The organism is Curtobacterium sp. MCLR17_051 (assembly GCF_003234395.1).
Classification (GTDB): Bacteria; Actinomycetota; Actinomycetes; order Actinomycetales; family Microbacteriaceae; genus Curtobacterium; species Curtobacterium flaccumfaciens.
In genome coordinates this window covers 64,922-91,657 of the sequence record NZ_QKTA01000007.1, presented here as the reverse complement: position 1 = coordinate 91,657, position 26,736 = coordinate 64,922, and the positions used below count along the sequence as shown (strand labels likewise).

25 protein-coding genes and 1 tRNA gene are annotated in these 26,736 nt (G+C 70.4%); 18 read left to right on the top strand and 8 right to left on the bottom strand.

All coding sequences use genetic code 11. The annotated features are described in order from the left end of the window. Nucleotides 1-36: 36 nt before the first annotated feature. The 4 genes from DEJ06_RS08310 to DEJ06_RS08295 are packed head-to-tail and all read right to left on the bottom strand — an operon-like array spanning nt 37 to nt 4,624. Nucleotides 37-732 carry a response regulator transcription factor gene (locus DEJ06_RS08310; RefSeq protein ID WP_017888045.1) on the bottom strand — a complete coding sequence of 232 codons (696 nt, stop codon included), beginning with the start codon at nt 730-732 and terminating at the stop codon, nt 37-39. Between the two features lie 51 nt (nt 733-783). Beyond that, nucleotides 784-2,481 carry a DNA repair helicase XPB gene (locus tag DEJ06_RS08305; RefSeq protein ID WP_027466594.1) on the bottom strand — a complete coding sequence of 566 codons (1,698 nt, stop codon included), beginning with the start codon at nt 2,479-2,481 and terminating at the stop codon, nt 784-786. A gap of 48 nt (nt 2,482-2,529) precedes the next feature. Then, on the bottom strand, nt 2,530-4,296 hold the full coding sequence (locus tag DEJ06_RS08300; protein ID WP_111039016.1) for a helicase-associated domain-containing protein: 1,767 nt from the start codon (nt 4,294-4,296) through the stop codon (nt 2,530-2,532). 28 nt (nt 4,297-4,324) lie between these two features. Beyond that, nucleotides 4,325-4,624: a hypothetical protein gene (locus DEJ06_RS08295; RefSeq protein ID WP_128780559.1), complete on the bottom strand. Its 300-nt coding sequence runs from the start codon at nt 4,622-4,624 to the stop codon at nt 4,325-4,327. A 55-nt stretch (nt 4,625-4,679) separates the two neighbouring features. Here DEJ06_RS08295 and DEJ06_RS08290 point away from each other — a divergent pair, with 55 nt between their 5' ends. Further along, the gene (locus DEJ06_RS08290; protein ID WP_017888041.1) at nt 4,680-5,057 is read left to right on the top strand and encodes a cold-shock protein; all 378 of its coding nucleotides are present in this window, start codon (nt 4,680-4,682) and stop codon (nt 5,055-5,057) included. Between the two features lie 4 nt (nt 5,058-5,061). Next, the gene (locus DEJ06_RS08285; RefSeq protein ID WP_111039015.1) at nt 5,062-5,814 is read left to right on the top strand and encodes a DUF3027 domain-containing protein; all 753 of its coding nucleotides are present in this window, start codon (nt 5,062-5,064) and stop codon (nt 5,812-5,814) included. An 82-nt stretch (nt 5,815-5,896) separates the two neighbouring features. Here the strand turns inward: DEJ06_RS08285 and serC are convergent, their stop codons facing one another. Then, the gene (serC, locus tag DEJ06_RS08280) at nt 5,897-7,012 is read right to left on the bottom strand and encodes a phosphoserine transaminase (protein WP_111039014.1); all 1,116 of its coding nucleotides are present in this window, start codon (nt 7,010-7,012) and stop codon (nt 5,897-5,899) included. 184 nt (nt 7,013-7,196) lie between these two features. Between serC and DEJ06_RS08275 the strand changes: the two genes are divergently transcribed. From DEJ06_RS08275 to DEJ06_RS08240, 8 genes are all read left to right on the top strand, one after another. Next, nucleotides 7,197-7,892, top strand: coding sequence for a metal-dependent transcriptional regulator (locus tag DEJ06_RS08275; protein WP_071404062.1), 696 nt, complete (start codon nt 7,197-7,199; stop codon nt 7,890-7,892). Nucleotides 7,893-8,134: 242 nt separating this feature from the next. After that, nucleotides 8,135-9,106, top strand: coding sequence for a C40 family peptidase (locus tag DEJ06_RS18675; RefSeq protein WP_111030677.1), 972 nt, complete (start codon nt 8,135-8,137; stop codon nt 9,104-9,106). Nucleotides 9,107-9,458: 352 nt separating this feature from the next. Continuing rightward, on the top strand, nt 9,459-9,953 hold the full coding sequence (locus tag DEJ06_RS08265) for an HNH endonuclease (protein WP_027466591.1): 495 nt from the start codon (nt 9,459-9,461) through the stop codon (nt 9,951-9,953). Between the two features lie 196 nt (nt 9,954-10,149). Next, a complete protein-coding gene (locus tag DEJ06_RS08260) occupies nt 10,150-10,854 on the top strand; it encodes an AIM24 family protein (protein ID WP_111039012.1) in 705 nt (234 codons plus the stop codon). Between the two features lie 153 nt (nt 10,855-11,007). Further along, a complete protein-coding gene (locus DEJ06_RS08255) occupies nt 11,008-11,196 on the top strand; it encodes a hypothetical protein (protein ID WP_111039011.1) in 189 nt (62 codons plus the stop codon). A gap of 65 nt (nt 11,197-11,261) precedes the next feature. Then, the gene (locus DEJ06_RS08250; protein WP_111039010.1) at nt 11,262-11,825 is read left to right on the top strand and encodes a hypothetical protein; all 564 of its coding nucleotides are present in this window, start codon (nt 11,262-11,264) and stop codon (nt 11,823-11,825) included. Continuing rightward, nucleotides 11,822-13,039 carry a PrsW family intramembrane metalloprotease gene (locus DEJ06_RS08245; protein ID WP_111039009.1) on the top strand — a complete coding sequence of 406 codons (1,218 nt, stop codon included), beginning with the start codon at nt 11,822-11,824 and terminating at the stop codon, nt 13,037-13,039. The genes DEJ06_RS08250 and DEJ06_RS08245 overlap by 4 nt, the downstream gene beginning before the upstream one ends. Nucleotides 13,040-13,207: 168 nt before the next feature. Beyond that, on the top strand, nt 13,208-14,353 hold the full coding sequence (locus DEJ06_RS08240) for a TIGR03364 family FAD-dependent oxidoreductase (RefSeq protein WP_111039008.1): 1,146 nt from the start codon (nt 13,208-13,210) through the stop codon (nt 14,351-14,353). Nucleotides 14,354-14,443: 90 nt separating this feature from the next. Here DEJ06_RS08240 and DEJ06_RS08235 read toward each other — a convergent pair whose 3' ends face one another. Further along, nucleotides 14,444-15,133, bottom strand: coding sequence for an HAD family hydrolase (locus DEJ06_RS08235; RefSeq protein WP_111039007.1), 690 nt, complete (start codon nt 15,131-15,133; stop codon nt 14,444-14,446). A gap of 216 nt (nt 15,134-15,349) precedes the next feature. Between DEJ06_RS08235 and DEJ06_RS08230 the strand changes: the two genes are divergently transcribed. The 6 genes from DEJ06_RS08230 (at nt 15,350) to DEJ06_RS08210 (ending at nt 21,504) form a co-directional block, all read left to right on the top strand. Further along, nucleotides 15,350-16,453: an epoxide hydrolase family protein gene (locus tag DEJ06_RS08230; RefSeq protein WP_111039006.1), complete on the top strand. Its 1,104-nt coding sequence runs from the start codon at nt 15,350-15,352 to the stop codon at nt 16,451-16,453. A 13-nt stretch (nt 16,454-16,466) separates the two neighbouring features. Next, nucleotides 16,467-16,541: transfer RNA gene (locus DEJ06_RS08225), tRNA-Arg, on the top strand. 776 nt (nt 16,542-17,317) lie between these two features. Continuing rightward, nucleotides 17,318-17,821: a hypothetical protein gene (locus tag DEJ06_RS18035; RefSeq protein ID WP_146245818.1), complete on the top strand. Its 504-nt coding sequence runs from the start codon at nt 17,318-17,320 to the stop codon at nt 17,819-17,821. Nucleotides 17,822-18,993: 1,172 nt separating this feature from the next. Beyond that, nucleotides 18,994-20,436, top strand: coding sequence for an argininosuccinate synthase (argG, locus tag DEJ06_RS08215; RefSeq protein WP_042540079.1), 1,443 nt, complete (start codon nt 18,994-18,996; stop codon nt 20,434-20,436). A 259-nt stretch (nt 20,437-20,695) separates the two neighbouring features. Further along, nucleotides 20,696-20,863, top strand: coding sequence for a hypothetical protein (locus DEJ06_RS18240; RefSeq protein ID WP_155896891.1), 168 nt, complete (start codon nt 20,696-20,698; stop codon nt 20,861-20,863). A 41-nt stretch (nt 20,864-20,904) separates the two neighbouring features. After that, nucleotides 20,905-21,504, top strand: a complete 600-nt coding sequence (locus DEJ06_RS08210) for a copper resistance CopC family protein (RefSeq protein WP_111039004.1) — start codon at nt 20,905-20,907, stop codon at nt 21,502-21,504. A 197-nt stretch (nt 21,505-21,701) separates the two neighbouring features. On the opposite strand, the gene DEJ06_RS08205 is transcribed toward DEJ06_RS08210, so the two are convergent. Together DEJ06_RS08205 and DEJ06_RS08200 are read right to left on the bottom strand one after the other, a co-directional pair. After that, the gene (locus DEJ06_RS08205; protein ID WP_111039003.1) at nt 21,702-23,132 is read right to left on the bottom strand and encodes an MATE family efflux transporter; all 1,431 of its coding nucleotides are present in this window, start codon (nt 23,130-23,132) and stop codon (nt 21,702-21,704) included. 222 nt (nt 23,133-23,354) lie between these two features. Beyond that, entirely contained in the window at nt 23,355-23,792 is a 438-nt protein-coding gene (locus tag DEJ06_RS08200) for a MarR family winged helix-turn-helix transcriptional regulator (RefSeq protein ID WP_111030686.1), read from the bottom strand. A gap of 454 nt (nt 23,793-24,246) precedes the next feature. Between DEJ06_RS08200 and nadE the strand changes: the two genes are divergently transcribed. Both nadE and DEJ06_RS08190 read left to right on the top strand, forming a co-directional pair. Then, nucleotides 24,247-25,074 carry an ammonia-dependent NAD(+) synthetase gene (gene nadE / locus DEJ06_RS08195; RefSeq protein ID WP_111039059.1) on the top strand — a complete coding sequence of 276 codons (828 nt, stop codon included), beginning with the start codon at nt 24,247-24,249 and terminating at the stop codon, nt 25,072-25,074. Between the two features lie 176 nt (nt 25,075-25,250). Further along, on the top strand, nt 25,251-26,708 hold the full coding sequence (locus tag DEJ06_RS08190; protein WP_111030687.1) for an SPFH domain-containing protein: 1,458 nt from the start codon (nt 25,251-25,253) through the stop codon (nt 26,706-26,708). The last annotated feature ends 28 nt before the right edge of the window (nt 26,709-26,736 follow it).

Genomic DNA, 26,736 nt, shown 5'->3' with positions numbered 1-26,736 from the left:
ACCGCCGTGAAGTCGAGCCCCGTGGGACTCCTGCTCCTACGAAGCCTTGGACGCCTTCAGCATGTACCCGAAGCCGCGCTTGGTCTGGATGATCGGCTCGGCGGAGTACTGGTCGAGCTTGCGGCGCAGGTACGAGATGTAGCTCTCGACGATGCCCGCGTCACCGTTGAAGTCGTACTCCCACACGTGGTCGAGGATCTGCGCCTTCGACAGCACGCGGTTCGGGTTGAGCATCAGGTAGCGGAGCAGCTTGAACTCGGTGGGCGAGAGCTCGATCTGGGCGTCGCCGATCGTGACCTCGTGCGTGTCCTGGTCCATCGTGAGCTCGCCGGCGCGGATGATCGCGTCTTCCTCGTCGTTCATGGTGCGACGGAGGATGGCCTTGATGCGGGCGACGATCTCGTCGAGCGAGAACGGCTTGGTGACGTAGTCGTCGCCGCCGACGGTGAGGCCGGTGATCTTGTCCTCGGTGTCGTCCTTCGCCGTCAGGAACAGGATCGGCGAGGTGTAGCCCGAGGAACGCAGGCGCTTGGTCACGCCGAAGCCGTTCATGTCGGGCAGCATCACGTCGAGGATGATGAGGTCTGGCTCTTCTTCCAGCACGGCGGAGATCGCCTGTGCTCCGTTGCCCACCGCACGCACGGCGAAGCCGGCGAAGCGCAACGAGGTCGTCAGGAGGTCGCGGATGTTCGGCTCGTCGTCGACGATCAGGATCTTGGGGCCATCGCTCATGGTCTTATCTTCTGACTGTTCCCTCGGGGTTTCCTGAGAGCGGTTCGTACGTCAGCCCACGGGCGTCTGGACCTGGTCGGCGTCGAGGATCGTGTACGAGTACCCCTGCTCCGCCAGGAACCGCTGCCGGTTCTGCGCGAAGTCCTGGTCGACGGTGTCCCGGGCCACGAGCGTGTAGAACGACGCGGGCAGGCCGTCCTTGTTCGGGCGGAGGAGCCGGCCGAGCCGCTGCGCCTCTTCCTGCCGGGACCCGAACGAGCCGGAGACCTGGATGGCGACGGTCGCGTCGGGCAGGTCGATCGAGAAGTTCGCGACCTTCGAGACGACGAGCACGTCGACCTCGCCGGACCGGAACGCGTCGTACAGCCGCTCCCGTTCGTCGACCGGGGTCGCCCCCGTGATCTCCGCGGCGTCGAGCGACGCGGCGAGTTCGTCGAGCTGGTCGATGTACTGCCCGATCACCAGGATCTGCTCACCGCGGTGCTTCTCGATGAGTTCCCGCACCACGGGGGTCTTGGCCGGGGACGTCGCGGCGAGCCGGTAGCGCTCGTCGTCGCTCGACGCTGCGTACTCCAGGCGGTCCTGGTGCGGCAGGTCGATGCGGACCTCGTAGCAGGAGGCCGGGGAGATGTACCCCTGCGCCTCGATCTCCTTCCACGGGGCGTCGTACCGCTTCGGCCCGATGAGCGAGAAGACGTCGCCCTCGCGGCCGTCCTCGCGCACGAGCGTCGCGGTGAGGCCCAGGCGTCGGCGGGCCTGCAGGTCGGCGGTCAGCTTGAACACCGGCGCGGGCAGCAGGTGCACCTCGTCGTAGACGATGAGCCCCCAGTCGAGGGCGTCGAGGAGCGACAGGTGCGTGTACTCGCCCTTCCGGCGGGCGGTGAGGATCTGGTAGGTCGCGATCGTGACCGGCCGGATCTCCTTGACGCTGCCCGAGTACTCGCCGATGTCCTCCGGCGTCAGGGTCGTGCGCTTGAGGAGCTCGGTGCGCCACTGCCGCGCGGACACGGTGTTCGTCACGAGGATGAGCGTGGTCGCCTTGACCGTCGCCATCGCGCCCGCGCCGACGAGCGTCTTGCCCGCGCCACAGGGCAGCACGACGACGCCGGAGCCCTGGGCGAAGAACGTGTCGACGGCCTGCTCCTGGTACGGCCGCATGTGCCACTCGGCGGTGTCCAGGTCGATCGGGTGCGGCTGGCCCGGGGTGTAGCCCGCCAGGTCCTCCGCCGGCCAGCCGAGCTTCACGAGCTCCTGCTTGATCTGCCCCCGCGCCCACGGCTGCAGCTCGACCTCGGTCGAGGACCGCATGTCACCGAGCAACGGCTTGATGCGCTTCGACCGGATGACCTCGGCCAGCACCGACGGGTCCTCGGCGGTGAGGAGCAGGAGCGGCAGCCGCTCGAGTTCCTCGGTCGGGGAGTTCGCGATCACGGGCGCGTCGGGTCGTTCCTCGCGACGGATCACGAGCCGTCCGTAGCGCGAGACCGTGTCGCGGATGTCGACCGTGACGCTCTGCGGCACGGGGAACTTCGCGAAGCGTTCCAGGGTGTCGATCATCGCCTCGGCGTCGTGGCCCGCGGCGCGCGCGTTCCAGAGTCCGAGGCGGGTGATCCGGTAGGTGTGCACGTGCTCGGGAGCGCGTTCGAGCTCGGCGAAGGCCGCGAGCTCGTGGCGTGCGTCCTCGGCGTCGGGGTGCGCGACCTCGAGGAGCACGGTGCGGTCGCTCTGCACGATCAGCGGTCCGTTCATGACCTGCCAGCCTAGCCGTCGGCACCTGCGTGCGGGTGACCGCGCGGCTCAGGCGTCGCTCTCGACCGACACCACGAGTGACAGCGGCAGGGTGCGCTCGACGTCGACGGCCGTGTCCCGCCCGCGGACGCGTCCGGCCGCGACCGAGGTCGGCACGATCGAGAACGGCCGCTCCGAGCCGTCCGGCATCCGGACGGTCACACGGATCGGCGTGCGTCCGCGCACGGCCAGGTCGATCTGCCGACCGAGCCACTCCTGCTCCGGCTCCGCGTCGCCGCGCTGCGTCGTCAGGCGGAGCCGTTCGACGAGTGCGTGCGCCGACTGCTCCGGCGAGCGTCCGGTGGGGCTGCGCCGGCCGGGAGGCCCGTGGTGCGCCTCGGGGCGGGCTGCGGTCGTCAGGACGGCCGGGTAGCGCTGGTCCTCGAGCGCGGTGTGCACGACGTGCGGCGGGTAGCGCGTGGTCAGCGTCGTCAGGTCGGGCCGCTCCCACGCGAGCTGCCGGAGCTCGGCGTCCACCCCGACGAGGTCGAGCTGGTCGGCGGTGCCGCGGACCTCGGTCCCGACGCCGCCCGGCCCCCGGTCGACGACGATGCTGCCGTCGCGTCCGGCCACCTGGTCGATCAGGTAGGCGAGGGGCTGCGGAATCCCGGTCGCCGACAGTCGTCCGAGCAGGGACAGCAGGTCGTCGCGGGAGTGTCCGGCCCGGAACGCCGCGCGCAGGGTGTCCTCGGAGATGCGGTAGCGCGCCGCGAGGCCCGGTGCCTCGAGCACGGCGACGGTGCGCAGGGCGTCGTCGTCCACCGGCGCGAGCGGCCCCGGTGCGATGACGGTGAGGTCGTGCTGCAGGTAGACCCGCTCGACGGTGCCCGGCAGGTCGTCGGCGGCCTGCTCGGCGTCGCCGTCGAGGAGCGCCCGACCGGTGCTCGTCACGATGCCGTCGACCGCCAAGCCGAGCGACGCAGCGGTGCCGGCGACGTCGAGCAGCAGGGCGTCGAGCCAGCGGGACCCCGCCGGGTACGCCCAGCGCCCGAGCGGTACGAGGTCACGCAGGTCCCCGTCGGCCAGGTCGAGCACCTGGTGCACGGCGGGCGGAAGCGTGTCCGACCACGCGGCCACCAGCGACACCCAGCGCTCCGGCCAGCCGGCGAGCAACCAGGCGTGCCCGGCGTCGGTGACGATCCAGCGTCCGGTGTCGGGGTCGGCGAACCCGATGCCGTCGAGCAGTGCCAGGCGACCGGCGACGAGTTCGGCGTCGGTGCCGATGCGCTCGGCGAGGGTGCGGGCGAGCGGCATGCCGATCCCGCCCTTGACGAGTTCGCGGACCGCGCCGGCGTCGACCGCCCGCAGCAGTTCGGCGAGCACGGTCATCGTCGCGAACGCCTGCTCCGCGCCGGTGGTGCGCGCACGCTCGAGCGCCGCGGCGTCGAGGGCGGGAGCAGCGGGGCGGACCTGCTCCGGGCCTCCAGGATGCTCGTCGAGCGAGGTGAGGTCGGGGTGGGCGGCCACGCGAGCGGCGACCGCGTCGTCGACCGCGCCGTCCTCGTCGGCGAGGCCGAGATCGATCGCGGGGCCGAGCGCGTCGACGGCTCCGCCGTCGCGAAGCGCCAGGATCGTGGCGCGCGGCAGGTGCTCGACGGCGGCGTCCACGGCGTCGTCGCTGCGGAGCGCCTCGGCGAGGTCGAAGAAGTCGGTGATGCGCTGCGGGCCGGTCTCGGCGAGTGCAGCGGTGGGGAGTCGCCTCGCCGCGACGAGGCGCTCGAGCGCCTCGTCCGGCATCGCCCGGAGTCGGGCGGCGAGGTCGGCGGTGGTCGTCATCGTCCGGTGCCAGCGTCCGGGGCGGACGTCAGCGAGCCGTCCGGTTCGCTCGTGCGCGACGTGTCCAGGTGATGCCGAGGAGCGTGAAGACCAGCACCATGGCGATCGGGAAGCCGTAGAGCGGGATCGCCATGACCACCGGCCACGGCATCGCACCCTGGGCGCTGGGCGCGGTGAGCCACATGATGATCATCGCGACGAAGCAGAGCAGGCCGAGGATGATGATCCCACCGATCATGAACGCCAGAGCGCGTTCGGTACGATTGAACGTCACCGGGGGTTCTGCGGAGTCCTGCGGGTTCCCGGTTGATCGGGTCGGCTTGGCCATCGACCCAGGATATCCGACGCACCACGGCCGTACCACGACCTCGAGGAGTCCACGCATGCCCACCGGCAAGGTCAAGTTCTACGACGACGACAAGGGCTTCGGCTTCATCACCGGAGACGACGGCGACCAGGTGTTCCTGCACGCGTCCTCGCTGCCCGACGGCGTCGTGACCGTCAAGGCCGGCACGCGGCTCGAGTACGGCGTCGTCCAGGGCAAGAAGGGGTCGCAGGCGTTGTCCGTGCGGCTGCTCGAGCCCCAGCCGTCGTTGTCGCGGATGACCCGTCGGTCCGCGGACGACATGGCCGTGATCGTCGAGGACCTGGTGAAGGAACTCGACCGGATCAGCGGAGACCTCCGCCACGGCCGCTACCCGAAGAACGGCGATCGCATCGCCGCCATCCTGCGGCACGTCGCAGACCAGTTGGAGGCGTGACCCCATGACCGAGTCCGAGACAGCAGGGGCCGAGACGGCTCCCGACGCAGCGTCGACCGACGTAGTGTCCGTTGACGCAGCGTCCATCAACTACACCGACCTGGCGCGCGAGGCGTTGCTCGAGGTCACCCCGGAGTCGACCGTCGGCGCACCCGTCGGCACCGTGGACGAAGGGGACGGCGTCGTGTCCGTCCTGTTCGCCAACCGCCTGCCCGGGTACCCCGGGTGGCGCTGGACCGTCAGCGTTGCGAAGATCGGCGACGACGAACCCACCGTGCTCGAGGTCGAGCTGATGCCCGGGGACGGCTCGCTCGTCGCGCCCGAGTGGGTGCCGTGGTCCGAGCGACTGGCCGAGTACCGGGCCGCGCAGGAGCACGAGGGCGAGGACGCGGCGGACGAGGACTCGGACGACGAGGACTACGACGACGAGTCGGATGAGGACGACGACGAGGACTCGGACGAGGACGACGACTACGACGACTCGGATGACGACGAGGACGACGACGAGTCGGACGACGACGATGACGACGAGTTCGACGCCGACGAGGACGACCTCGACGAGTCGGACGACGACGACATCGAGGGTGTGGACGTCGATGCGCTCGCCGATGTGAGCGACACCGACACCGAGGACGAGGCCCCGCAGCCGCCCCGTCGTCGCCGTGCCCGCCGCGTGCAGCCGTTCGAGCCCGACGCCGATCTCGAGGTCGACCAGCTCGACGCCGGCGAGGCCGACCCGGGCTTCCACCGCGCCTGACCCACCCGGACCGACGAACGGGCCCGGCACCACCGATCCGGTGGTGCCGGGCCCGTCCTCGTTCCGGCGGGTGTCCCCGCGGTCAGCGCAGGGCGTCGATCGTGAAGTCGATCGCGCGCACGAGCTTCGCGACGTCGTCCGGGTCGATCGCGGTGAACGTCGCGACGCGCAGCTGGTTGCGGCCGAGCTTCCGGTACGGCTCGGTGTCGACGATGCCGTTCGCGCGCAGGGTCGCGGCCACGGCCTTGGCGTCGATCGAGTCGTCGAGGTCGATCGTGGCGACGACCTGGGACCGAGCGGCGGGGTCGGTGACGAACGGGGTCGCGGAGTCGCTGGCCTCGGCCCAGTCGTAGATCGTCGACGACGAGGTCTTCGTTCGGAGGTCTGCCCACGCCAGGCCGCCGGACTCGTTCATCCACCGCACCTGCTCGTCGAGGAGCAGCAGCGTGGAGATCGCCGGGGTGTTCAGGGTCTGGTTCAGGCGCGAGTTGTCGACGGCGTTCTTGAGCGACAGGAACTCCGGGATGTACCGGTCGGAGGCGGCGATGCGCTCGATCCGCTCGATCGCGGCGGGGGAGAGCAGCGCGAGCCACAGGCCGCCGTCCGAGGCGAAGTTCTTCTGCGGGGCGAAGTAGTAGACGTCGGTGGCGCTGACGTCGAACAGGGCACCACCGGCGGCGCTGGTCGCGTCGACGACGGTGAGGGCGCCGGCGTCACCGGTCGCGCGGACGACCGGGGCCATGACGCCCGTCGAGGTCTCGTTGTGCGGGTAGGCGTAGACGTCCACGCCCTCCACCGGCTCAAGGGCAGCGAGGGAGCCACCCGGCGCCTCGACGACGTGCGGCGCCTCGAGCCACGGGGCCGCTGCGGCCTTGGCGAACTTCGACCCGAACTCGCCGAAGGACAGGTTCTCGGCACGGCGCTCGATGAGGCCGAAGGCAGCGGCGTCCCAGAACGCGGTCGAGCCGCCGTTGCCGAGGACGACCTCGTAGCCCTCGGGGATCTGGAACAGGTCTGCGAGGCCGGAGCGGACGCTGCCGACCAGGTCCTTCACGGGCTTCTGGCGGTGCGAGGTGCCGAGGATCGTGGCGCCGCGCGTCACGAGGGACTCGAGCTGGGCGCCGCGGATCTTCGACGGACCGCAGCCGAAGCGACCGTCGGTGGGGAGGAGTTCGGCCGGGATGACGATGTCTGCCATGCACCGATCCTACCGACGCCGATCCGCCTGCCCGAGCCCGTGTACCGGCCGGACGGGGAGGGTTCGACCCACCTGTCCACCGCGTCGGATGACCCTTTCTCACGTGCACCCGGGCGCCGGTCGGTGTTCGTCGGTGCGAACAAGTAGTGTGGTCGGCGCTGGGCCCAGACATGAGAGGCGGACCGTGACCGATCTCGTCGACACCACGGAGATGTACCTTCGCACCATCCTCGACCTCGAGGAAGAGGCGATCGTGCCGCTGCGCGCGCGCATCTCCGAGCGCCTCGGACACTCGGGCCCGACGGTCTCGCAGACCATCGCCCGCATGGAGCGCGACGGCCTGGTCGTCGTCTCCGGCGACCGGCACCTGGAGCTCACCGACGAGGGTCGTTCCCGCGCCACGCACGTGATGCGCAAGCACCGTCTGGCCGAACGCCTGCTGGCCGACGTCATCGGACTCGACTGGGCCTTCGTGCACGACGAGGCCTGCCGGTGGGAGCACGTCATGAGCGAGCAGGTCGAGGTCCGCCTGCTCGAGATGCTCGGCAACCCGACGGAGTCGCCGTACGGCAACCCGATCCCGGGGCTGGCCGAGATCGGTGGCCCCGCGGCCGCCGGGTTCCTCGACGGCGTCCAGAACATCGTCGCCGCGACCGAGGGCACCGACGCCGTCACGACCGGGGTCGTCCGACGCCTGGGCGAGCCCGTGCAGTTCGAACCGGAACTCCTGCACCAGCTCCGCACCGCCGGCGTCATGCCCGGGCGCGTGGCGAGCGTGCAGCGCGCTGGTGCCTACGTCGCGGTCCGCGTCGAGGGCGAGGACTCGGGCATCGAGCTGCCGATCGAGGTCGCGCAGCACGTCTACATCGAACGCGGCTGACCGTTCCTGGTCGTTCCTGAGAGTCTTTACCGTTTCGTTACCTGCGGGGCGTTTGGTCTCGACTCGGTAACGACGCTTCCGTACACTCGTCCGAGTCGCCGCGCTGCCCCTGAGCCGGAGACCCGTGGCAGGACGTCTCGAACCCGTCTCCTGCCTCGATCGGAAACGATGACGAACGGATGGGGTTGCACACCGCCGGACACCCACGGCGGCGTGATGACGAGACGTTGGAGACACACCTCTTGACGCAGACCGGTACCGCCGCGGACGACCAGACGCCCGCGAACCCGACGAACACCGAGAACGCCACCACCGCCCCGCTCACCCGGCGGGCCGTGCGCGAGACCGAGGGCCGCCCGGTCCGCAAGGTCGTGCCGGTGCGCTCCGCCCCGCTGCCCGGTGGTCGTCGTGCCGCGCAGGCCGCGGCAGCCGCGAGCACCGCGAAGGCCAGCTCCTCGTCGCGCAAGCGCAAGTTCCTCGCGCCGGTCGTCCTCACCGTGGCCGCCGGCATGTTCGGCACCGTCGCGGTCGCCCCGGCCTTCGCGGCGACGACCTCGAGCAACTCGACCGCCGCCGCCGACGCCCAGCGTCAGGTCCGGGCCACGCAGAGCCAGGAACTGTCGGTCTCCGACGCCGTGGCGCTCGCCGACACGAGCCGTGACGGCTTCGGCGCGACGTCCACCGCGACGCTCGACGCCGAGAAGGCCGCGAAGCAGGCCGCCGCCGACCAGGCCGCCGCAGCGAAGGAAGCCGCAGAGCAGGCCGAGCAGACCCAGACCGCCCGTGCCGCGACCGCGAAACAGTACTCCTCGTACACCGGGCCCACCGCCGCCGAGTACGCGGCCAGCTCGTCCGCCGCCGACACCCCGTTCTCGCTGCCGGCCGTGGTCGCCACGGGCAAGCAGTACATCGGCACCCCGTACGTCTTCGGTGGCGCGGACCCGTCGGGCTTCGACTGCTCCGGCTTCATCATGTTCGTGTACGCCCAGTACGGCATCAACCTCGCGCACTCCGTGCCGCTGCAGGACCAGGCTGGCACCACGATCCCCGAGTCCGAGGCGCAGCCCGGTGACGTCGTCATCTTCAACAACGAGGCGCACGACGGCTTCTACATGGGGAACGGCATGATCATGGACGCCCCGAAGCCCGGTGGCACCGTGCAGATCCGCCCGATCTGGACCAGCGACTACCACATCGTCCGTTTCGGCATCTAGCGACCACTGCCCCTCCGGCGTGTGAACTTCACCGGAACCGGCCCGCGCACCCTCGTGCCGGGCCGGTTTCTGGGTTAACCTGACGCTGCACCGGTCCGCACCGGCGCGAACAGGAGACCCTCATGTCGATGTTCCGCACGACCCGCACCATGGGTCGGCGCGCGCGTGTCGACATATGGTCGAGCACAGCCTGCGTGCACGAGCACGCCCCTGCATGACGAGAGCACTGCCCATCCGGGTGGTGCTCTTCGTGGTTCCAGGGGTGTGAACAGGTCGTCCTCACCCGTTCGCGTCGTCGGTCCGACGCACCCGCAGCGCCTGGAAGCCGTCCAGGCACGTCGGAAGGGAACCCATGCGCACTCTCGTCCTCAACGCCGGTTACGAGCCCCTCGCGGTGATCTCGTTCCGACGAGCCCTCGTGCTGGTCATGAACCAGAAGGCCGCCATCGTCGCCGCCGACGTCGAACACCCGGTCACCGGGTCGACGTCGAGCTACGACCGTCCGTCCGTCATCATCCTCACCCGCTACGTGCGCATCCCGCACTCCAGGCTCGTGCCGGTGTCCCGTCGCGGTGTGCTGCGTCGGGACGGCAACCACTGTGCCTACTGCGGCCGGCACGCCACCACGATCGACCACGTGCAGCCGCGGTCGCGCGGTGGGCAGGACTCGTGGGAGAACCTCGTCGCCTGCTGCCTGGCCTGCAACAACACCAAGGGCGACCGCACCCCGCAGGAGATGGGGTGGCGCCTCCGGTTCCCGCCGAAGGTGCCGCACGGGTCCTCGTGGGTCGTGCGCGGCATCGAGCGTCCGCAGGCGGAGTGGGACGAGTACCTCGTGGCCGCGTAGCGGCCGTCGGTCCGCACCACCAGACGGACTGGAGGCCCGTGGCGACGCCGCCACGGGCCTCCAGTCCGTCGCCCGGCGCGATCAGTGCCCGACCCGCCCTCGGCAGGTCGCGCCGCGTCCGCCATCCTGGGCTCGACGCCAGCGGCGTCGGTCGGAGCCCCGACCGACGGTCCGGCGGCACGAGGGAAGAGCAACGATGCGCAGCGAGATCTCCGGAACGACCATGCCCGTCCTGACGCTCGCGCTCGACGCGGGTGAACGCATCGTGGCCGAGGGCGGTGACGTGGCCTGGCTGACCCCCGGGTTCGGCATGGACACCTCGACCGCGCACGGGGGCAGCGGCGGGTTCCTCGGCGGGCTGAAGCGTGCGCTCGGCGGTGGGCAGCTGTTCCTCACCGAGTACACGGCGCCGGCCGCGGGTGGACGGGTCACCTTCGCCGCGAGCCTCCCGGGCACGATCCGCGAGATCACGGTGGACCCGGCGGACCAGTTCCTGGTGCAGTCGGGTTCGTACATGGCGAGCACCGCCGACGTCGACGTGTCCGTCGGGTTCCAGAAGCGGCTGGGAGCGGGGATCTTCGGCGGCGCGGGCGTGGTGTTCCAGGCGCTGTCGGGCTCGGGGACGGCCTGGGTGCAGCTCGCCGGCGAACTGACCGAGGTCGAGCTCGCCGCGGGGGAGTCGCTGCTGGTCCACCCGGGGCACCTGGCGATGTACCGCGCGGGCACGTCGGTCGAGTTCGCCACGGTGAAGGGCATCAAGAACAAGGTGTTCGGGGACTCGATGTTCCTCGCCGAGGTGCACGGTCCGGGTCGGATCTGGCTGCAGTCGATGACGCCGGCGGCCCTCGCGGCGGCCATCCAGCCGTACCTGCCGAAGCCGCAGGGCAGCGACCGCGACTGAGCCTGCCACGCCCGGCCGCAGTCGGTCTGGCCGGAGAACGCGGCATCCGGGCATACTTCCCCTGAGACCTGAGGGGGCTTCATGCTCTGGCCGGTGTCTCCCTGACGACGGACAGCCCCGCCCCGCAGCGACACCGACTCGAGAGCAGGACCCGTGACCGACATCCGCAGCACCCGGACCATCCCGCGAGCTATCTGGGTCGGCCTGCTCCTCACCCGGCAGGCTGGTTGGACAGCCGAGGCGTGGACCGCGCCCTCACCGTTCACGGAACGTCGTCGGTGGTGGATGCTCGCCGTCCCGATCGTCCTGGCAGCGAAGCCCGGATCGGCGGATGTCGCATGACGCTCCGGGAAGACACCACGCGGCGTCGACACCGGTGGGTTCCCGCCGATCAACGGTGGTGGGGATTGGACCGGCGGACGGTCCTGCCCGCGGTGATCGTGCTGGCGACCGCCGCGATCATGCACTGGGGTGTGCCCTGGCTGAACGACCAGGTGTCGTTCAGCGAGACGGTCCCGGCGGGCAGCACGATGTCGCTGAAGCAGGACGTCGAGTTCACACCGCCAGCCGGGTGGGGCATCAGTGACGGCGTCCTCACCGGTGATGCCGAGGCGGGCGGCACCTACCCGGCATCTGCGACCGTGTTCGACGGCACGACGTCGATCACGTTCCGGACCGGCACCTTCGAGGGCACGCCGCGCGCACTGCTGCGGCAGATCGAGTCCACCAACGCGGCCACGGGTACCCAGGCCCTCCGATCGACGGTGACCCCGGTCACGACGGCGTCCGGGGTGCGCGGGGTGATCAGCGAGTTCCGTGACGTCCGGAACGACGGTGCCATCGCCGCGTTCGTCGCGGACGGGGTCGGTGTCGAAGTCGTCATCAGCACACCGAACAGCACACCGTCGAGGACGGCCACCGTGATCGGACAGACCCTGTCGTCGATCACCGTCGAAGGAGCCGGATCATGAGGCTGAACCTGTTCCGACGGGATCCCGAGCGCACCACCGGGACGGTCACGGCCTCGTCGGTGCCGACCGAGCTGGAGCAAGCGCGGACGGCGGTCTTCGAACGGTCCGGATGGGGCCTGCGGATGCAGGTGTTCCAACCGCGGAACGCCGCGTTCTGGGTGTTCTGGGCGCTGGTGATCGCCGGCACCTGGAACGCGGTGAAGTTCGTGCAGCCGGCCGCGGCACCGTTCGCCTCGGCGGTCACGACGAACAGCCTGGTCCTGGTCCTGTACGCGGCCCTGTTCTGGTGGGCGACCCGTGCGATGGACCGGTACTCGACCCTGCCGATCAGCCTCGTGGTCCACGCGTTCCTGTGGGGTGCCACCGCGGCGACGTTCTTCATGGCGATCTACGCCAACGACGCGATCCTCGGCCTGTACGGCAAGACCTTCGGGCAACGCTGGGCCGCCGACTGGGCAGCCGGGCTCACCGCGCCGTTCACCGAAGAGGTCTCGAAGGGCATCGGTCTGGTGCTCCTGATCACCCTGGCACCGCGGATCGTCCGGACCACGTTCGACGCGTTCATCCTCGGCGCATTCCTCGGGCTCGGGTTCCAGGTCGTCGAGGACGTGCTCTACGTCGCGCAGACCTCCGGCGTCGACTTCGGCGCGCACCCGTTCCTCGCGGGGGCGGAGACCCTCGTGGTGCGGATGGCGACCGGGGTCGCCGGGCACATCGCGTACTCCGCGATCTTCGCGACGGGGCTGTTCCTGCTCGCCGGCAGTCCCGCCCAGAAACGGCGTGTGGGTCCCGGGATCCTGCTCATGCTGCTCGCCGTGGTCCTGCACGGTCTCTGGGATGATCTCGGCGCGCTGCTCGGCCCGCTGCAGGCATTCAACTTCGTGTTCATCGCGGTCCTGACGGCACTGGTGGTGTTCGTGGTGTTCCGGGTCTTCCGGTTCGCGGTCCGCCCCGAGCAGGAGGACCTCCGCACGGTGCTCGCGCCCGAGGTGGCGGCGGGGCTGCTCTCGACGGACGAACTCGACGCCGTCGTCGGCAGCCGGAAGGCTCGGCGGCGGTTCGTCAAGGCGGCCGGATCCCGGCCGGAGCGCCGACGACGCCGCGTGCTGCTGACGGCGATCCACGACCTCGCCGAAGCGCTCCCACACGTCGACGACCCGGACCACATCGCGTTCACGCGACAGGAGGTCACCCGGGTGCGGAAGGGCGGTTAATGGCCAACCCGCGCCGATGAGGCGAACTGGATGGGTCGTGCGCGGCGCAGCCGAGTTCACCCACCGTCCACGCGGCGTGCACCGGGACGGAACCCCGCCCCACCGCTGACCTGCGACAGTTGCGGCATCCGCGCCGGACCGGCACTCCGCGCCGCCCGAAAGGTCTTCATGCCCCGCTCCGCACACACCGCACTCGACGCTGAGACGGACCACCAGCCGCTGACCGAACGGTACGACGTCGTCGTGGTCGGCGCGGGCATCGTCGGGCTCGGCATGGCCTACGAGGCGCTCCTGCAGGGCGCCCGGGTCGCGGTGGTCGATCGTGCGGGCGCGGTCGTGGGGGCGAGCGTCCGGAACTTCGGCCACGCCTGCGTCACCCCGCAGACCGGGGAGGCAGCCGGGTACGCGCAGGAAGCACGCCGCCGCTGGCTCGCACTCGCGCAGCTCGCCGGGTTCACGGCCCGCGAACGCGGTGCCCACGTCGTCGCCCGTCGTCCCGAGGAGCTGGCGGTGCTCGAGGAGTACCGCGACTCCGGCGCGGACCTGCGGCTGGCCGACGCGGCCGAGATCACAGCGGCGGTGCCGGTCGACCCCGGCTCGGCCCTCGGCGGCGCGCACCTCGCGCACGACCTGCAGGTCGACCCCCGGGAGGCGGCACCCGCGATCGCGCGCTGGCTCGCCGGGCAGGGGGTCACCTTCCACTGGCGCACCCCCGTGCTCGAGGTCACCACCGGCGCCGTCCGCACCGGTCGCGGCATCGTGGAGGGGACCCGGATCGTCGTCTGCACCAACCACGACCTCGACCAGCTCTTCCCGGAGCTCGCCGAGTCGATCGGCCTGGTCCGCTGCCGGCTCCACATGCTGCGTGCGACGATCCCGCTCGCCTTCCCGCTCGCCACACCGCTGCTGACCGGGTGGTCGCTGCTGCGCTACTCGGGGTTCGCCGCGATGCCCGGAGCGGGTGCCCTGCGGGACCGGCTCGCCGCGGACCTGCCCGAGGGGATCCGCTGGGACCTCAACCAGATGTACACGTCGCCGCCGGACGGCAGCATCATCGTCGGGGACACCCACGAGCGCGGGGTCGACGCGCCGCCGTTCCAGGACGAGGACGGCTTCCGGCTGCTCGTCACCGAGACCGAGCGGCTGTTCGGTGCGCCGGTCTCCGTGGTCGACCGGTGGCAGGGCGTCTACGCCTCGGCCCCGGGGCGGGAGTTCCTCATCGACCAGCCGGTCCCCGGGGTCGACGTCGTGACGGTCACCACGGGCATCGGCATGACGACCGGCCTCGGCATCGCGCCGACGGTCCTCGGCTGAGGGAGACCGTCAGTCGCGGAGCATGCCACCACGCCGGCGAACGGTGCGACCCCGGCGGCCTCCGGCACCGGTGAGGCCGTCACGTGGTCGTCACACCTTGGCGGCTGCGTCGACCCTGGCGAGCACCGACGGCAACTCGGTGACCGAGTCGAGGACGTGGGTGTGCTGGACGGTCGCGAAGTCCGCGTCCTGGTGCGTCCCGGTCCGCACGCCCGCCACGACGGAGGCGCCGGCGCGGTGTCCCGTGAGCAGGTCGGCGACGGTGTCTCCGACGACCGCCACGTCACGGACGTCGTCCGTGCCGGTCCGGAGCACGGCGGTGAGCACCATGTCCGGGTACGGGCGCCCGCGTCCGGCGTCGGCGGGCGAGAGCGCGAGGTCGACCAGCGGCCGCCAGCCGAGCAGGTCGAGCACCGCGTCGCGCGTCGCCGGCGAGAACCCGGTGGTCAGCGCGATCCGTCGCCCCGCTGCGCGGAGGGCGACGAGCGTCTCGACGGCGCCGTCCACCGGCCGCACGCCGCGGTCGAGGGTTCGTGCGTAGGCGCGCTCGAAGGCGGTGTTCGCGGCCTCGGCGCGGACACCGTCACCGTCGAACAGTGCCGTGAAGACGGCGATCTTCGACTGGCCCATGGTGTCGACCGCGTACTGCACGGCGCGGTCGTGCTCCGTGCTCCCGCGCTCGAGGCCGACGTCGGTGAGCGCGGTGCGGAAGGCGTCGAGGACGACGCCACCGTCGTCGACGGTGGTTCCTGCCATGTCGAGGCAGACGAGCGAGATCATGGGACTCCTGGGTTCGTGCCGTCACGCCGGGACCGGCGCGGTCCGACCAGCGTCGACGCACCCCGTTGCGGGCAGAGGATGCGCGGGTGTCCGCCAGGTGAACGCCGCCGGGAGGCTCGCCACGGCCCGTGCGGACAGGCAGTCGGTCCGCCAGGGGGAGCGGCTCCGGTCCGCGCTCGCCGATCTGCGTCGGTGGCGCTGAGTAGCGTCGGCCGCATGGGCGAGACACCGCACATCGACGACGCGACCATCGACGACCTGCGCGCGCGGCTGCGCGCCACGCGCTGGCCGGACGCACCCGCCGGGGTCGGCTGGTCGCTCGGCGTGGACCTCGACGTCCTGCGCCCGCTCGTCGAGTACTGGGCCGACGGGTTCGACTTCGACGCGCACCGCGCCGAGCTCGCCGCGCTGCCCTCGCGCCGCGTCGTCGTCGACGGCATCGGCATCCACGTCCTGCACGCCCATGCTCCGCAGCCCGACGCCCTGCCGGTCCTGCTCGCGCACGGCTGGCCGGACTCCGGCTGGCGGTACCGCAAGGTGCTGCCGATGCTCGTCGCCGCCGGGTACGACGTCGTCGTGCCGGACATGCCCGGGTACGGCTTCTCGGATGCGCCGCCCCAGGTGCTCGACGCCCGGCAGGTGGCCGGCATGTGGGCGACGCTGATGACGGACCTGGGGTACGAGCGGTTCGCGGTGTCCGGTGGCGACATCGGCACGCACGTCGCCCGCTACCTGGCGCTCGACCACCCCGACCGGGTCGTCGCCGTGCACCGCATCGACGGCGGTCTCGCCTGGCCGGGGCTGGATGCGTCGACGTTGTCCGCCGCCGAGCGGGAGTTCGTCGCCGCGACCGATCGGTGGCGCACCGCCGAGGGTGCCTACGCGATGCTGCACCGGACGAAGCCGCAGACGGCGGCCGTCGGGCTGAACGACTCACCCGCGGGTCTCGCCGCCTGGATCCTCGAGAAGCTCCGGGCCTGGAGCGACTGCGACGGGGACCTGTGGTCGGTCTACACGCGCGACGAGGTCCTGGCGCTGCTGACCGAGTACTGGGCCACCGCCACGATCGGGTCGGCGATGCGGATGTACCACGCGAACGCGGCGATCCCGGCGGAGCAGCTGGAGCGACGGGTCGAGGTGCCGTCCGGCTTCTCGATCTTCCCCGGCGACATCGTGCGGGCGCCGCGGGAGTGGCTCGAGCGCACCACGAACCTGGTGTTCCACCACGAACTCGACCGCGGCGGGCACTTCGCGCCGTTCGAGCAGCCCGACCTGTTCGTCGACGAACTGCACGCGTTCCTGCAGGGCTTCCGCCGCTAGAGTGGACGGGCCAGCCTCTGTAGCTCAATGGAAGAGCAGTTCCGTCCTAAGGAAACGGTTGGGGGTTCGAGTCCCTCCAGGGGCACCAAAGTACGTCCTCCGGTGCACACAGCGTTGCCTTCTCAACACACTTACACCGTCCGCGATCCGATGGTAGTTAGTAGAGCCCGGATCGGCCGGGCGGTCTGGGAGACCGCAAGTGTTCACAAATCCCCTGTCCAACGCAGTCCTGCAGCTCGAACTCACGCTCGATTCCCTCCGGTCTTTGCGGGAGGCCGAGGCAGCGGCAACCGACGGTGCGGAACTCGCCGAGCTCGCTGAGCACATCCGGTGGTTCGAGAACCAGGAAGTCGGCGACCGGATGTACCTCGAGCGCCTGCGCATTCTTCCGATCGCCTCTGAAGGTCGTGTCCGTGGCCCGGTCTGAGTTGCTGTTTCTTCGACTTGGCTTAGCAACGGAGACATCAGCGCGGCGTGGGTACTGCGCGCATCGGTCACCACCCGCAAGCCACCGCCCCGCGGCAATTGGTGGCCCGACATTGACGTGATCGTTGGTCGGTCTGGGCTGGCCTCAGTGGATTCTCGCTCCAACTCCTGGCGCTCACGGTCTAGACGCTCCGTCTCCGACTCTTGATTGAGGGATGGCACTCGCCTCCGCAAAGTGGCTCGGCTGTTGGTCAGTGGCAGTCGTTGCCCAGCTGAGGCTCGGGCTGTGTCGCTTCTCAGTGGCAGTCATCCTTTCGGATGACGACCGAAGTTGCAGTCCGCAATATCCTCTTTACGTCTACTCAGCTAAATCACAGGGTGGTCTGATTCGGCCGAGGGGCGGCCGATCGACGAAGGGGATGAACGATGAAATCTGAAATGAAGACGGGCTCCAAGAAGGCACTGCTCACTGTGCTGGCCGTGGCGGCTCTTGCCGCGAGCTCGACGCTAGTCGCAAGCCCGGCGCAGGCTGCGACGACGAAGTGTCATCCAGTTGCTCGGCACTACACCGTCAGCGAAGCGAGTGTGAAGTACTCGGTCGGGACCATCGCCATCAATACGAACAACTGCACTTCCGGTAGGAAGATGACCTCTTCGACCGCGTCGATGAAGTGGGATCCAAGTCCGCTAGGTTCTGGGGCCGGATGGCGCTTCGACAACAACACGACTTCCCGCCGTGGGACCGACGCTCAGATGGCAGGGTGGGTGTCGACCGCTGTGATGAAGATCTGTGCACCGACGCAGGTGTCGCCCTTGTGCTCCTTCGGAGAGTCGTTCAAGGTGACTTACACTGGTTACACTGCTGGCTTCGTCGGCCCGCAGGTAGCGCCGGCGTTCAAGTGCACGAACAAGTACTGCAAGCTCCACTTCAAGAGGGCGTAGTTTATGTCAGCTCGACCCCGCAAAGTCAAGCAGTGGCTGCCGTTGGCCGCCCTGATTCTGGGACTGATCGGTAGCGCACTCGGAGAGTTCGCCGGGCAGCCTAACTCCTGGCTCTGGTTCGGAGCCGGCGTGGTAGTAGCTGTCGTCTGGGCCCTGCTCCGCCGACGGCGTTCAGTCGCTCGGTAGTGAGGTCGGAGGGCCTCATCTTCTTGCTCCAGGTGATGATGGGGCCCTCCTTCCTTGGATTCGCTTCCCCTTTGCCTGTGCATCGTGAGTCTGTCGAGGTCGAGGTCGAGGTCGAGGTCTCCGGAATCTCAGCAGCGGCGAAAGGGACCCGTCGGCCATGAGGTCGGCGGGGTACTCGCTCGCAAACGCGGCGATCGCGACGCGTCAGTACTGGCTGCGGCCTGCGGCGTGCCGGTGCGGCGATCCGGGGCGGAGTGTGGCGCGAGTGTATGGGGCCGTGTCGAGCCGGTCGATTTCGACGTTGCTGGGTATTCGTGTTGCTGAGCAGGGCGCCTGCAGGTGTCGTGGAACTCACAACCGCCGGTTCGCTCGAGTGCGTCGCGCTTGGGTAGGCCTGCGTGCTTGGTTGTGGATTAGGCGAGAGGCACTTGTGCTTTGGCGTCGTCACCGCCTGACGTGGTCGGCTGTCCTCGCAGGCACCGAGCTGGATCGGGCGAGGGTCGCTCGCCCTTGTCAGACACGGGAGATCTGATCGCCCTGAGCCGCTCGTCGGCTGCTGCTTCGTTGTCGTCGCTATCGACGATCGTCGCGAGGCCGACGAGTAGCGCTATAAACCTCCCAGCACTTGTGCGGCAAACGGACGATCTTGTTGAGGAAGCGATCCACGAGCCCTGCGCCGCCGCCTGATTCGTCACCTCCGATCGCGCCAGCCACTTGGGCCGGCGGGCCGCCGTGGATGAAGGATCAGGCGTGCATCCACTGCAGCTGGTCGGCGATGCCGCATCTGACGCAGCGTTAGCCGGGGGCGTTTGCCGCGCCAGCGGCCGACCGCGCTCATCGCGCTCGTGGTCCTCGAGCCGCCGGAAGCCCAAGCAGAACTCGGGCCGGCGGAGAAGCGCTGTCGGTTCCGGGTTGTGGCCGCTCAGTTCTCCACAACCGTCGCCCCGGACGGTAGTCGAGCCCGCTGGCCCCGTACGATTGACCCCGTGTCCAAGGTCCTGAGCAGTCTCCCCGTCGGCGAACGAGTCGGCATCGCGTTCTCAGGGGGTCTCGACACCTCCTGCGCCGTTGCCTGGATGCGCGAGAAGGGAGCGATCCCCTGCACGTACACGGCCGACATCGGCCAGTACGACGAGCCGGACATCGACGCCGTCCCGAGCCGCGCCCACGAGTACGGCGCGGAGATCGCCCGACTGGTCGACGCGAAGAGCGCCCTGGTCGAAGAAGGCCTGGTCGCCCTGCAGACCGGCGCGTTCCACATCCGCTCCGGCGGCAAGACGTACTTCAACACGACGCCGCTCGGCCGCGCGGTGACGGGCACGATGCTCGTCCGCGCGATGAAGGAAGACGGCGTCGACATCTGGGGCGACGGCTCCACCTACAAGGGCAACGACATCGAGCGGTTCTACCGCTACGGCCTGATGGCCAACCCGCGCCTGCGCGTCTACAAGCCGTGGCTCGACTCCGAGTTCGTCGAGGAGCTCGGCGGCCGCAAGGAGATGAGCGAGTGGCTCGTCGCCCGCGGGTTCCCGTACCGCGACTCCACTGAGAAGGCGTACTCGACCGACGCGAACATCTGGGGTGCGACGCACGAGGCGAAGAGCCTCGAAGAGCTGTCGAGCGGCCTGGACATCGTCGAGCCGATCATGGGTGTCGCCGCCTGGCGTGACGACGTCGAGGTCGCGACCGAGATCGTCAGCGTCCGGTTCGAAGCCGGTCGACCGGTCGCGATCAACGGCGTCGAGTACACGGACGCGGTGGCCCTGGTCTACGAGGCAAACGCCATCGGTGGCCGCCACGGCCTGGGTGCGTCCGACCAGATCGAGAACCGCATCATCGAAGCGAAGAGCCGCGGCATCTACGAGGCTCCGGGCATGGCGCTGCTGCACATCGCCTACGAGCGCCTGCTCAACGCGATCCACAACGAGGACACGGTGGCCTCGTACCACAACGAGGGTCGCCGTCTCGGTCGCCTGATGTACGAGGGCCGCTGGCTCGACCCCCAGTCCCTCATGCTCCGCGAGTCGCTGCAGCGCTGGGTCGCCTCCGCCGTCACCGGCGAGGTCACGCTGCGCCTGCGTCGCGGCGACGACTACACGATCCTCGACACCACGGGCCCCGCGCTGTCGTACCACCCGGACAAGCTGTCGATGGAGCGCGTCGGCGACGCTGCCTTCGGCCCGGACGACCGCATCGGCCAGCTCACCATGCGCAACCTCGACATCGCGGACTCCCGTTCGCGGCTCGAGCAGTACGCCGCCGCCGGTCTCATCGGTGGTGCGACGGCCGAGCTCGTCGGCGAGCTCGAGGCGGGCGAGGCCGAGGAGATCCTCGGCGGCGCGATCGTCGCCTCCGACGCCGAGGACGCGATGGGTCGTCGCACGGACCTGGCTTCCGAGGGCGCGGCCTTCGACTCCGGCACCGACTGATCGAGCGGATCCGCGCCCTGGGCGCGACCCCCTGATGACGGGAGGCCCGGTGCCAGCTGGCACCGGGCCTCCCGTCCGTTCGTCAGCCGCGAAACGCATCCGCCTCGACGGCGATCGGGCACGACCGTATCGTTGCGGTACCGGGTCAGTCATCAGGGACTCGTCGTCACGATGCTCCTCACGATCTGTGAGGTCTGGCACAGCGGGTCGACCCGGACGGATCCGAGATGCGCATCATCTCGACGAAGGGCTGGTCGCCATGACCGCCACCATCCAGAACGCCTGGCACCGCCATGGCCTCCGCTCGCCCGAAGACCTCGCCGCCCTCGTCGCCGAACGCCTCGAAGGAACCGGCCACCAGCTCGTCAGCGTCAGTGAAGCGCGCTACGAGCCCACCTACGCGGACTTCCTCGGCGAGCAGCTCTGACCCCCAGCGGGCTGCCGCTCGGCCGTCGGTAGAGTCTGCGCATGCGCACAGCTCGAACCACGGCGGCGGCACTGGCGATCGTCGCGGCGGGACTGCTGACGCTCGTCGGCGTCCAGCCCGCGTCGGCCCACTCGGCCCTGACCAGCAGTACCCCGGCGGACGGGGCGGTCGTCACCGAACCGCTCGAGTCCGTCGACCTGACCTTCTCCGAGGCACCGCTCGCCGGCCTCGACGCCGGACTCCGGATCCAGGTGACGGACGCTTCCGGCACCGACGTCGCCACGGGTGACGTGACGGTCTCCGGAACGACCATGCGCCGCGCGGTCGACCTCGACCAGGGCCGCTACACGGTGCTCTGGCGGTACGTGTCGCCGGACGGCCACCCGATCGAGGGCACGCTCGCGTTCGAGTACCGGGCCGCAGCCCCGGCGTCGACCCCGAGCGCGAGCGTCACCCCGACCCCGACGGCGAGCACCGCTCCGACGTCGAGTGCCACCGCGACGGCCACCGGAGCCTCGGACGGTGCTCCGTCCTCGTCGCCGGGCATCGCGCCGGGCGTGTGGATCGGCCTCGGCGCCGGAGCCGTCCTGGTGGCCGGCGCGGTCGTCGTGCTGCTGCTGCGGCGCGGCCGCAGCGCGTAGCGCGTAGCGCGCGCGTCGCCGCGACGCGCGCTTCGTGAGCAGAAGCGGTCGGGTCGCATGCGCGCACCCGACCGTTCCTGCTCACCAAGCGCACGCGGCGCACGGAACGCGACCACGGGACGGACGGGAGGCCCGGTGCCGGACCGGCACCTGGCCTCCCGTCCGCACGTGGTGCGTGACGCCGGGGGCGACGCGCCTCACGCCACGGGAGCGGCCTCCAGCGCGGCGTCGGCGCGTGCCGCGCTGCCCTCGGCCAGGCCTCGGGCGATGCGGCCCCGCGTCGCCAGCCAGAGGACGACCGCGGCGACGAACACGATGCCCTCGGTGACGGTGAGTGCCCAGATGATCCCGGCGAGCCCGAACCACACGTTGCCGGCGATCACGATCGGGATGAACAGCACGCCCTGCGCCATCGACAGCACCATCGCGGGCATGACCATCCCGGTCGCCTGGAACAGCGAGGTGAGCAGCCCCGTGAACCCGTTGACGACGGCGGCGACGAGCTGTGCGGTCAGGATCGTCATGCCGATCGCGAGCACCGAGTGGTCTCCGGAGAAGATCGTGAAGACCTGCTCGCGGAACACGAACACGGTGCCGGAGAAGACGAGCACGATGCCGCCGACGGTCAGGGCCGCAGCGCGCAGGCCGGAACGGAGCCGAGCTGCGTCACCTGCTCCGAACGCGTAGGCGAGCAGCGGCAGCACGCCGATGGTCACGCCCATCACCAGGAACTCCGGCACCTGGGCGATGCGGACCGCGACGCCCATCGCCGCCAGCGGGTCGTCACCGTAGCCGGCGGCGAGGTTGTTGAGGACGAGTGTCGTGACGATGAGGAACGCCGACTGCAGCAGCTCGCCCACGCCGATGCCGAACACGGGCTTCAGGATGTCCGCACGCAGCGTGAACCACTTCGGCGCGAAGCTGACGTTCTCGCTGTTCCGCTGCAGCCAGGTCACCCAGTAGGCGATCGAGACCACGTTGGCCAGGCCCACCGCGAGTGCGGCGCCGCCGACGCCCCAGTGCAGCCCCAGGATGAACAGGACGTCGAACACCAGGTTGCCGACCGTGGACAGGACCAGGCCGATCATGGCCTGCCTCGCGGCGCCTTCCGAGCGGACGATCTGCTCGAGCGCGAAGGACGCGGCGAGGACGGGGACGAACGCGAGCATCACGGCGACGTACTCGCTCGTGGCGGGGACCGCTGCCGCGTCGGCACCGAGGACGGCGACGAGTGGGCGGAGCAGCAGGAGTCCGACGACGCCGAGCACGGCGCCGGTCACGACGGCTCCCCACAGGGCGAACGAGGCGACGTGCTTGATGTCCCGCGCCTTGTCGGGATCGTGTTCCGAGGCGCCGAGCAGCCGGGACATCAACGCGCTGCCGCCGACGCCGAACACCCCGCCCACGGCCATCACGAGGCCGAGCAGCGGCGTGCCGAAGGTGATCGCGGCGAGCAGGGACGTGTCGTGCTGGGCGCCGATGAAGCCCGCGTTGATGACGTTGTACAGGGCGCTGACGACCATCGCGGCGGCCATCGGCACGCACAGGTGCACCAGGGCTCGGGCGATCGGGGCAGCGGAGAGGTACCAGCGGTTCGTCGCCGCAGCGGTGGTGGTGGTGGTGGACATGACGGTTCCCTTCCGGGCATGACGGTGGGCGCGCCGACGGACGCCGGCACGGCAGGGGGGAGCGCGCGACCGATGGGGTCGCGGGATCGCAGGGTCGCGGGTCGGGAAGGCGCGGGATCGCGGGGTCGCGAAGGCGCGCCGGCGGATCCGGCCGGGAGGCGCGTGGTGCGTGGAGCGGGTCGGTGCGGTGGCGCGCGTGGCGCCGGTGGTGCGGTGGTGCGGCTAGCGGGTCGGCGGCGCGAGTTCCGCGGTCACCTTCTGCAGCAGTCGCCGCAGGGTTTCGCGTTCGTCCTCGTCGAGGGGTGCGAGCAGGGAGTCGTCGAGGGCGACCATCGCGTCGGTGAACCCGGCGATGAGGTCGATGCCCGCCTGGGTGGCGTGCACCGTCTTCGTCCGCCCGTTCGTGGCGTCAGGTCGTCGTTCGATCAGGCCACGCCGCTCGAGCCCCTGCAGGAGACTCGAGACGCTGGCCGCGCTGGTCCGGGTGGCCTCGGCGACGTCCCGCTGGATGGCGCCGGGGTGTTCCTGCAGGTACCCGAGCACGAAGGACTGCTCGTGGGTGAGGTCGCGCTCACGGACCCACTCCTCGGCACCCTTGCGCTGTGCCCATCCGATCCACCGCATGAGCTGGAGCGGTGTCGTGAAGTCCGGTGCCTGCATGATCAGGACTCTAACTGTTAGCCATCGAACTGTCAACGAAGGCAGCCCCGGTCATGACCCCACAACGGGGGTGTCGAGCCCTGCCCGGACCCTGATACCTTCCCCAGGAAGCGGCCTCACCAGCCGCCCTCGGCCCGTTCGACGGGCCCCACATCCCCTGGCTCACCACCGGGGGCGGATCAGCGGCGGAGACCCCGTCGGGGGAGGAGGCACCGTGCCACACCACGGACCACCCACCGCGATCCCGGCGCGACGGGTTCGTCGCGCCTGACCAGGACGGGCGCCGGCGGGTACCGGCGTCCGCCTCACCGGGTCCGCGACGCGTTCGGGTCGTCGCGGATCCCCGGGGCGGTGGTGATCGGGTCGCCGCCGCCCCGGGACCTCCCGGTCGATCCGATGGACGTCTTCGGGAACCCGCCGGTCCACGGAGCCGGATCGGCGTGATACTGGGGTGGTGCGTGAACTCCAAGCCGCCATCGCAGCGGACCTCAACGTCCAGCCGACCATCGACCCGGAGCAGGAGGTCGCCCGTCGTGTCGGGTTCCTGCGCGACTACCTGCTGACGACCGGGGCGAAGGGGTACCTCCTCGCCATCAGCGGCGGGCAGGACTCCACCCTGGCCGGCCGCCTGACCCAGCTCGCGGTCGAGTCGCTCCGCGCCGAGGGGCACCCCGCCGAGTTCACGACCGTGCGCATGCCCTACCGCGTGCAGGCCGACGAGGACGACGCCCAGCTCGCCCTGCAGTTCATCGCGGCCGACCCGGGCGTCACCGTGAACATCGAGCACGGGGTCGACGGGGTCATGGAGGACACCGCGGCCTCGGGCGTCGAGCTGAGCGACTTCGTCAAGGGCAACGTCAAGGCGCGCATGCGCATGGTCGCCCAGTACGCGATCGCCGGGCAGCGCGGCCTGCTGGTGGTCGGCACGGACCACGCGGCCGAGGCCGTCACGGGCTTCTTCACCAAGTACGGCGACGGCGGTGTCGACCTCACCCCGCTCACCGGGCTGTCGAAGAGCCAGGGGCGGCAGCTGCTCGAGTACCTCGGCGCACCCGCCCGCCTGTACGAGAAGGCGCCCACCGCCGACCTGCTCGACGAGCTGCCCGGACAGACCGACGAGGCGAACCTCGGACTCACCTACGCCGAGATCGACGCGTACCTGCAGGGCCACGACGTGCCGGTCGAGGTCGCCGAGGCGATCGAGTCGCGCTACCGCGCGACGGAGCACAAGCGCCAGGTGCCGGCGACGCCCTTCGACGACTGGTGGCGTGCGGGCGCGTAGGCGCTGACGCTACCCCGGCCTGGAGGCGCGGTGCAGGTGATCCTGCACCGCGCCTCCAGCCTGTTGTCCCCAACCCTTCCCTGAGCGCTCCGGCTGTCCGCGCGCGCTCCTAGGATGGGAGCCAACGGAACAACAGATGCGGAATCCAGGCTGGCGCCTGGTCCGGAGGGGGAGTCATGGAAGTCCTGTTCGCGCTCGGAGCCGTCCCGCTGATCATCGTGGGGATCATCGTCCTCGCCGTGATCGCGCTGATCTACGCCAAGGTCGTGTACCGCAACGCCGGTGCCGACGAAGCGCTCATCATCACCGGCAAGCGCTCCCGCAAGGTCAAGAACGCCGACGGCACCGAGACCGTCGAGTCCGGCATCAAGGTCGTGCTCGGCGCCGGCGTGCTCGTCCGCCCCTTCTTCGAGAAGGTCGCGAAGCTGTCGCTCAGCTCGCGTGCGATCGACATCAACGTCAACGCGCAGGACTCCCGCGGCGTCACCATCGACGTCGAGGCCGTGGCGCTCGTCAAGGTGGGCGAGGCCGACGCGTCCATCCGGGCGGCAGCGCAGCGGTTCCTCGGCCAGGAGAAGAAGATCGACGACTTCGCGCGCGAGGTCCTGTCCGGCTCGCTCCGTGCCTCGATCGGCGCGACCGACGTCTCGACGATCATCCGGAACCGCGACCAGCTCACCGTCGCGGTCCTCACCGTCGCGCAGGACGCCCTGCACAGCCAGGGTCTCGACGTCGACTCGTTCGAGATCAAGGGCATCTCGGACCGCAACGAGTACATCAGCGACCTCGGTCGTGCCGAGCGTGCACGCGTGCGACTCGAGGCCGAGAACGCCGAGGCCCAGGCCGACCGTGAAGCGCGAGAGGCCCGCGCGACCGCAGACCAGGCGATCGCCGAGGCCGAGAACACCCTGGCCATCCGCCGTGCCGCGCTGCAGCTCGACGCCGACCGTGCGTCCGCCGAAGCCGCTGCCGCCGGCCCGCTCGCCCAGGCGCGTGCGTCCCAGGGCGTCGTCGAGCAGGAGCAGATCACCGCGCAGAAGCGTGCCGAGCTGCGCCGTGCCGAGCTCGAGTCCGAGGTCTCCGCCGTCGCCGAGGCCCAGGCGCGCAAGACCCGCGTCGAGGCCGAAGCCGCTGCTGGGGCCCAGGTCGAGACCGCCCGCGCCCAGGCCGAGGCCCGCCGGATCTCCGCCGAGGCCGTCGCGGCCGAGGCGAAGGCCGAGGCGGACGCCCGCAAGCTCGCCGCCGACGCCTCACGCGCCGAGGGTGAAGCCGCCGCCGACGCGATCCGTGCGAAGGGTCAGGCCGAGGCCGATGCGACCAAGGCGCAGGCCGACGCGCTCGCACAGCACTCCGAGGCCGTCCTGCGGGTCAAGGCCATCGAGACGCTCCCGAGCATCGCCCGCGAACTCGCTGCTCCGATGAGCAACATCGACACGCTCACCGTGGTGTCCTCCGACGGCGCCGGTGCACTGTCGAAGAGCGTCGTCAGCCAGTTCAGCGAGGTCGATGCGCTGCTCGGTGCCACCGCCGGGTTCACCCTGAGCGACATCGTGAAGAGCACCACGACGGGTCAGGCGGCTGCCCGTGCCGTCGTGCGCGAGCAGTCGGTGCCACAGGTCGAACCGGCCGAGTAACCGAGCGGGTCCCTGCAGCGGGCGCGAC

Excerpts from the sequence above, each read along its gene's own strand:
- DEJ06_RS08310 (WP_017888045.1), bottom strand. The coding sequence starts at position 732 with ATGAGCGATGGCCCCAAGATCCTGATCGTCGACGACGAGCCGAACATC.
- DEJ06_RS08305 (WP_027466594.1), bottom strand. The coding sequence starts at position 2,481 with ATGAACGGACCGCTGATCGTGCAGAGCGACCGCACCGTGCTCCTCGAG.
- DEJ06_RS08300 (WP_111039016.1), bottom strand. The coding sequence starts at position 4,296 with ATGACGACCACCGCCGACCTCGCCGCCCGACTCCGGGCGATGCCGGAC.
- DEJ06_RS08295 (WP_128780559.1), bottom strand. The coding sequence starts at position 4,624 with ATGGCCAAGCCGACCCGATCAACCGGGAACCCGCAGGACTCCGCAGAA.
- DEJ06_RS08290 (WP_017888041.1), top strand. The coding sequence starts at position 4,680 with ATGCCCACCGGCAAGGTCAAGTTCTACGACGACGACAAGGGCTTCGGC.
- DEJ06_RS08285 (WP_111039015.1), top strand. The coding sequence starts at position 5,062 with ATGACCGAGTCCGAGACAGCAGGGGCCGAGACGGCTCCCGACGCAGCG.
- serC (WP_111039014.1), bottom strand. The coding sequence starts at position 7,012 with ATGGCAGACATCGTCATCCCGGCCGAACTCCTCCCCACCGACGGTCGC.
- DEJ06_RS08265 (WP_027466591.1), top strand. The coding sequence starts at position 9,459 with ATGCGCACTCTCGTCCTCAACGCCGGTTACGAGCCCCTCGCGGTGATC.
- DEJ06_RS08260 (WP_111039012.1), top strand. The coding sequence starts at position 10,150 with ATGCGCAGCGAGATCTCCGGAACGACCATGCCCGTCCTGACGCTCGCG.
- DEJ06_RS08245 (WP_111039009.1), top strand. The coding sequence starts at position 11,822 with ATGAGGCTGAACCTGTTCCGACGGGATCCCGAGCGCACCACCGGGACG.
- DEJ06_RS08240 (WP_111039008.1), top strand. The coding sequence starts at position 13,208 with ATGCCCCGCTCCGCACACACCGCACTCGACGCTGAGACGGACCACCAG.
- DEJ06_RS08235 (WP_111039007.1), bottom strand. The coding sequence starts at position 15,133 with ATGATCTCGCTCGTCTGCCTCGACATGGCAGGAACCACCGTCGACGAC.
- DEJ06_RS08230 (WP_111039006.1), top strand. The coding sequence starts at position 15,350 with ATGGGCGAGACACCGCACATCGACGACGCGACCATCGACGACCTGCGC.
- DEJ06_RS18035 (WP_146245818.1), top strand. The coding sequence starts at position 17,318 with ATGAAGACGGGCTCCAAGAAGGCACTGCTCACTGTGCTGGCCGTGGCG.
- DEJ06_RS18240 (WP_155896891.1), top strand. The coding sequence starts at position 20,696 with ATGACCGCCACCATCCAGAACGCCTGGCACCGCCATGGCCTCCGCTCG.
- DEJ06_RS08210 (WP_111039004.1), top strand. The coding sequence starts at position 20,905 with ATGCGCACAGCTCGAACCACGGCGGCGGCACTGGCGATCGTCGCGGCG.
- DEJ06_RS08205 (WP_111039003.1), bottom strand. The coding sequence starts at position 23,132 with ATGTCCACCACCACCACCACCGCTGCGGCGACGAACCGCTGGTACCTC.
- DEJ06_RS08200 (WP_111030686.1), bottom strand. The coding sequence starts at position 23,792 with ATGCAGGCACCGGACTTCACGACACCGCTCCAGCTCATGCGGTGGATC.
- DEJ06_RS08190 (WP_111030687.1), top strand. The coding sequence starts at position 25,251 with ATGGAAGTCCTGTTCGCGCTCGGAGCCGTCCCGCTGATCATCGTGGGG.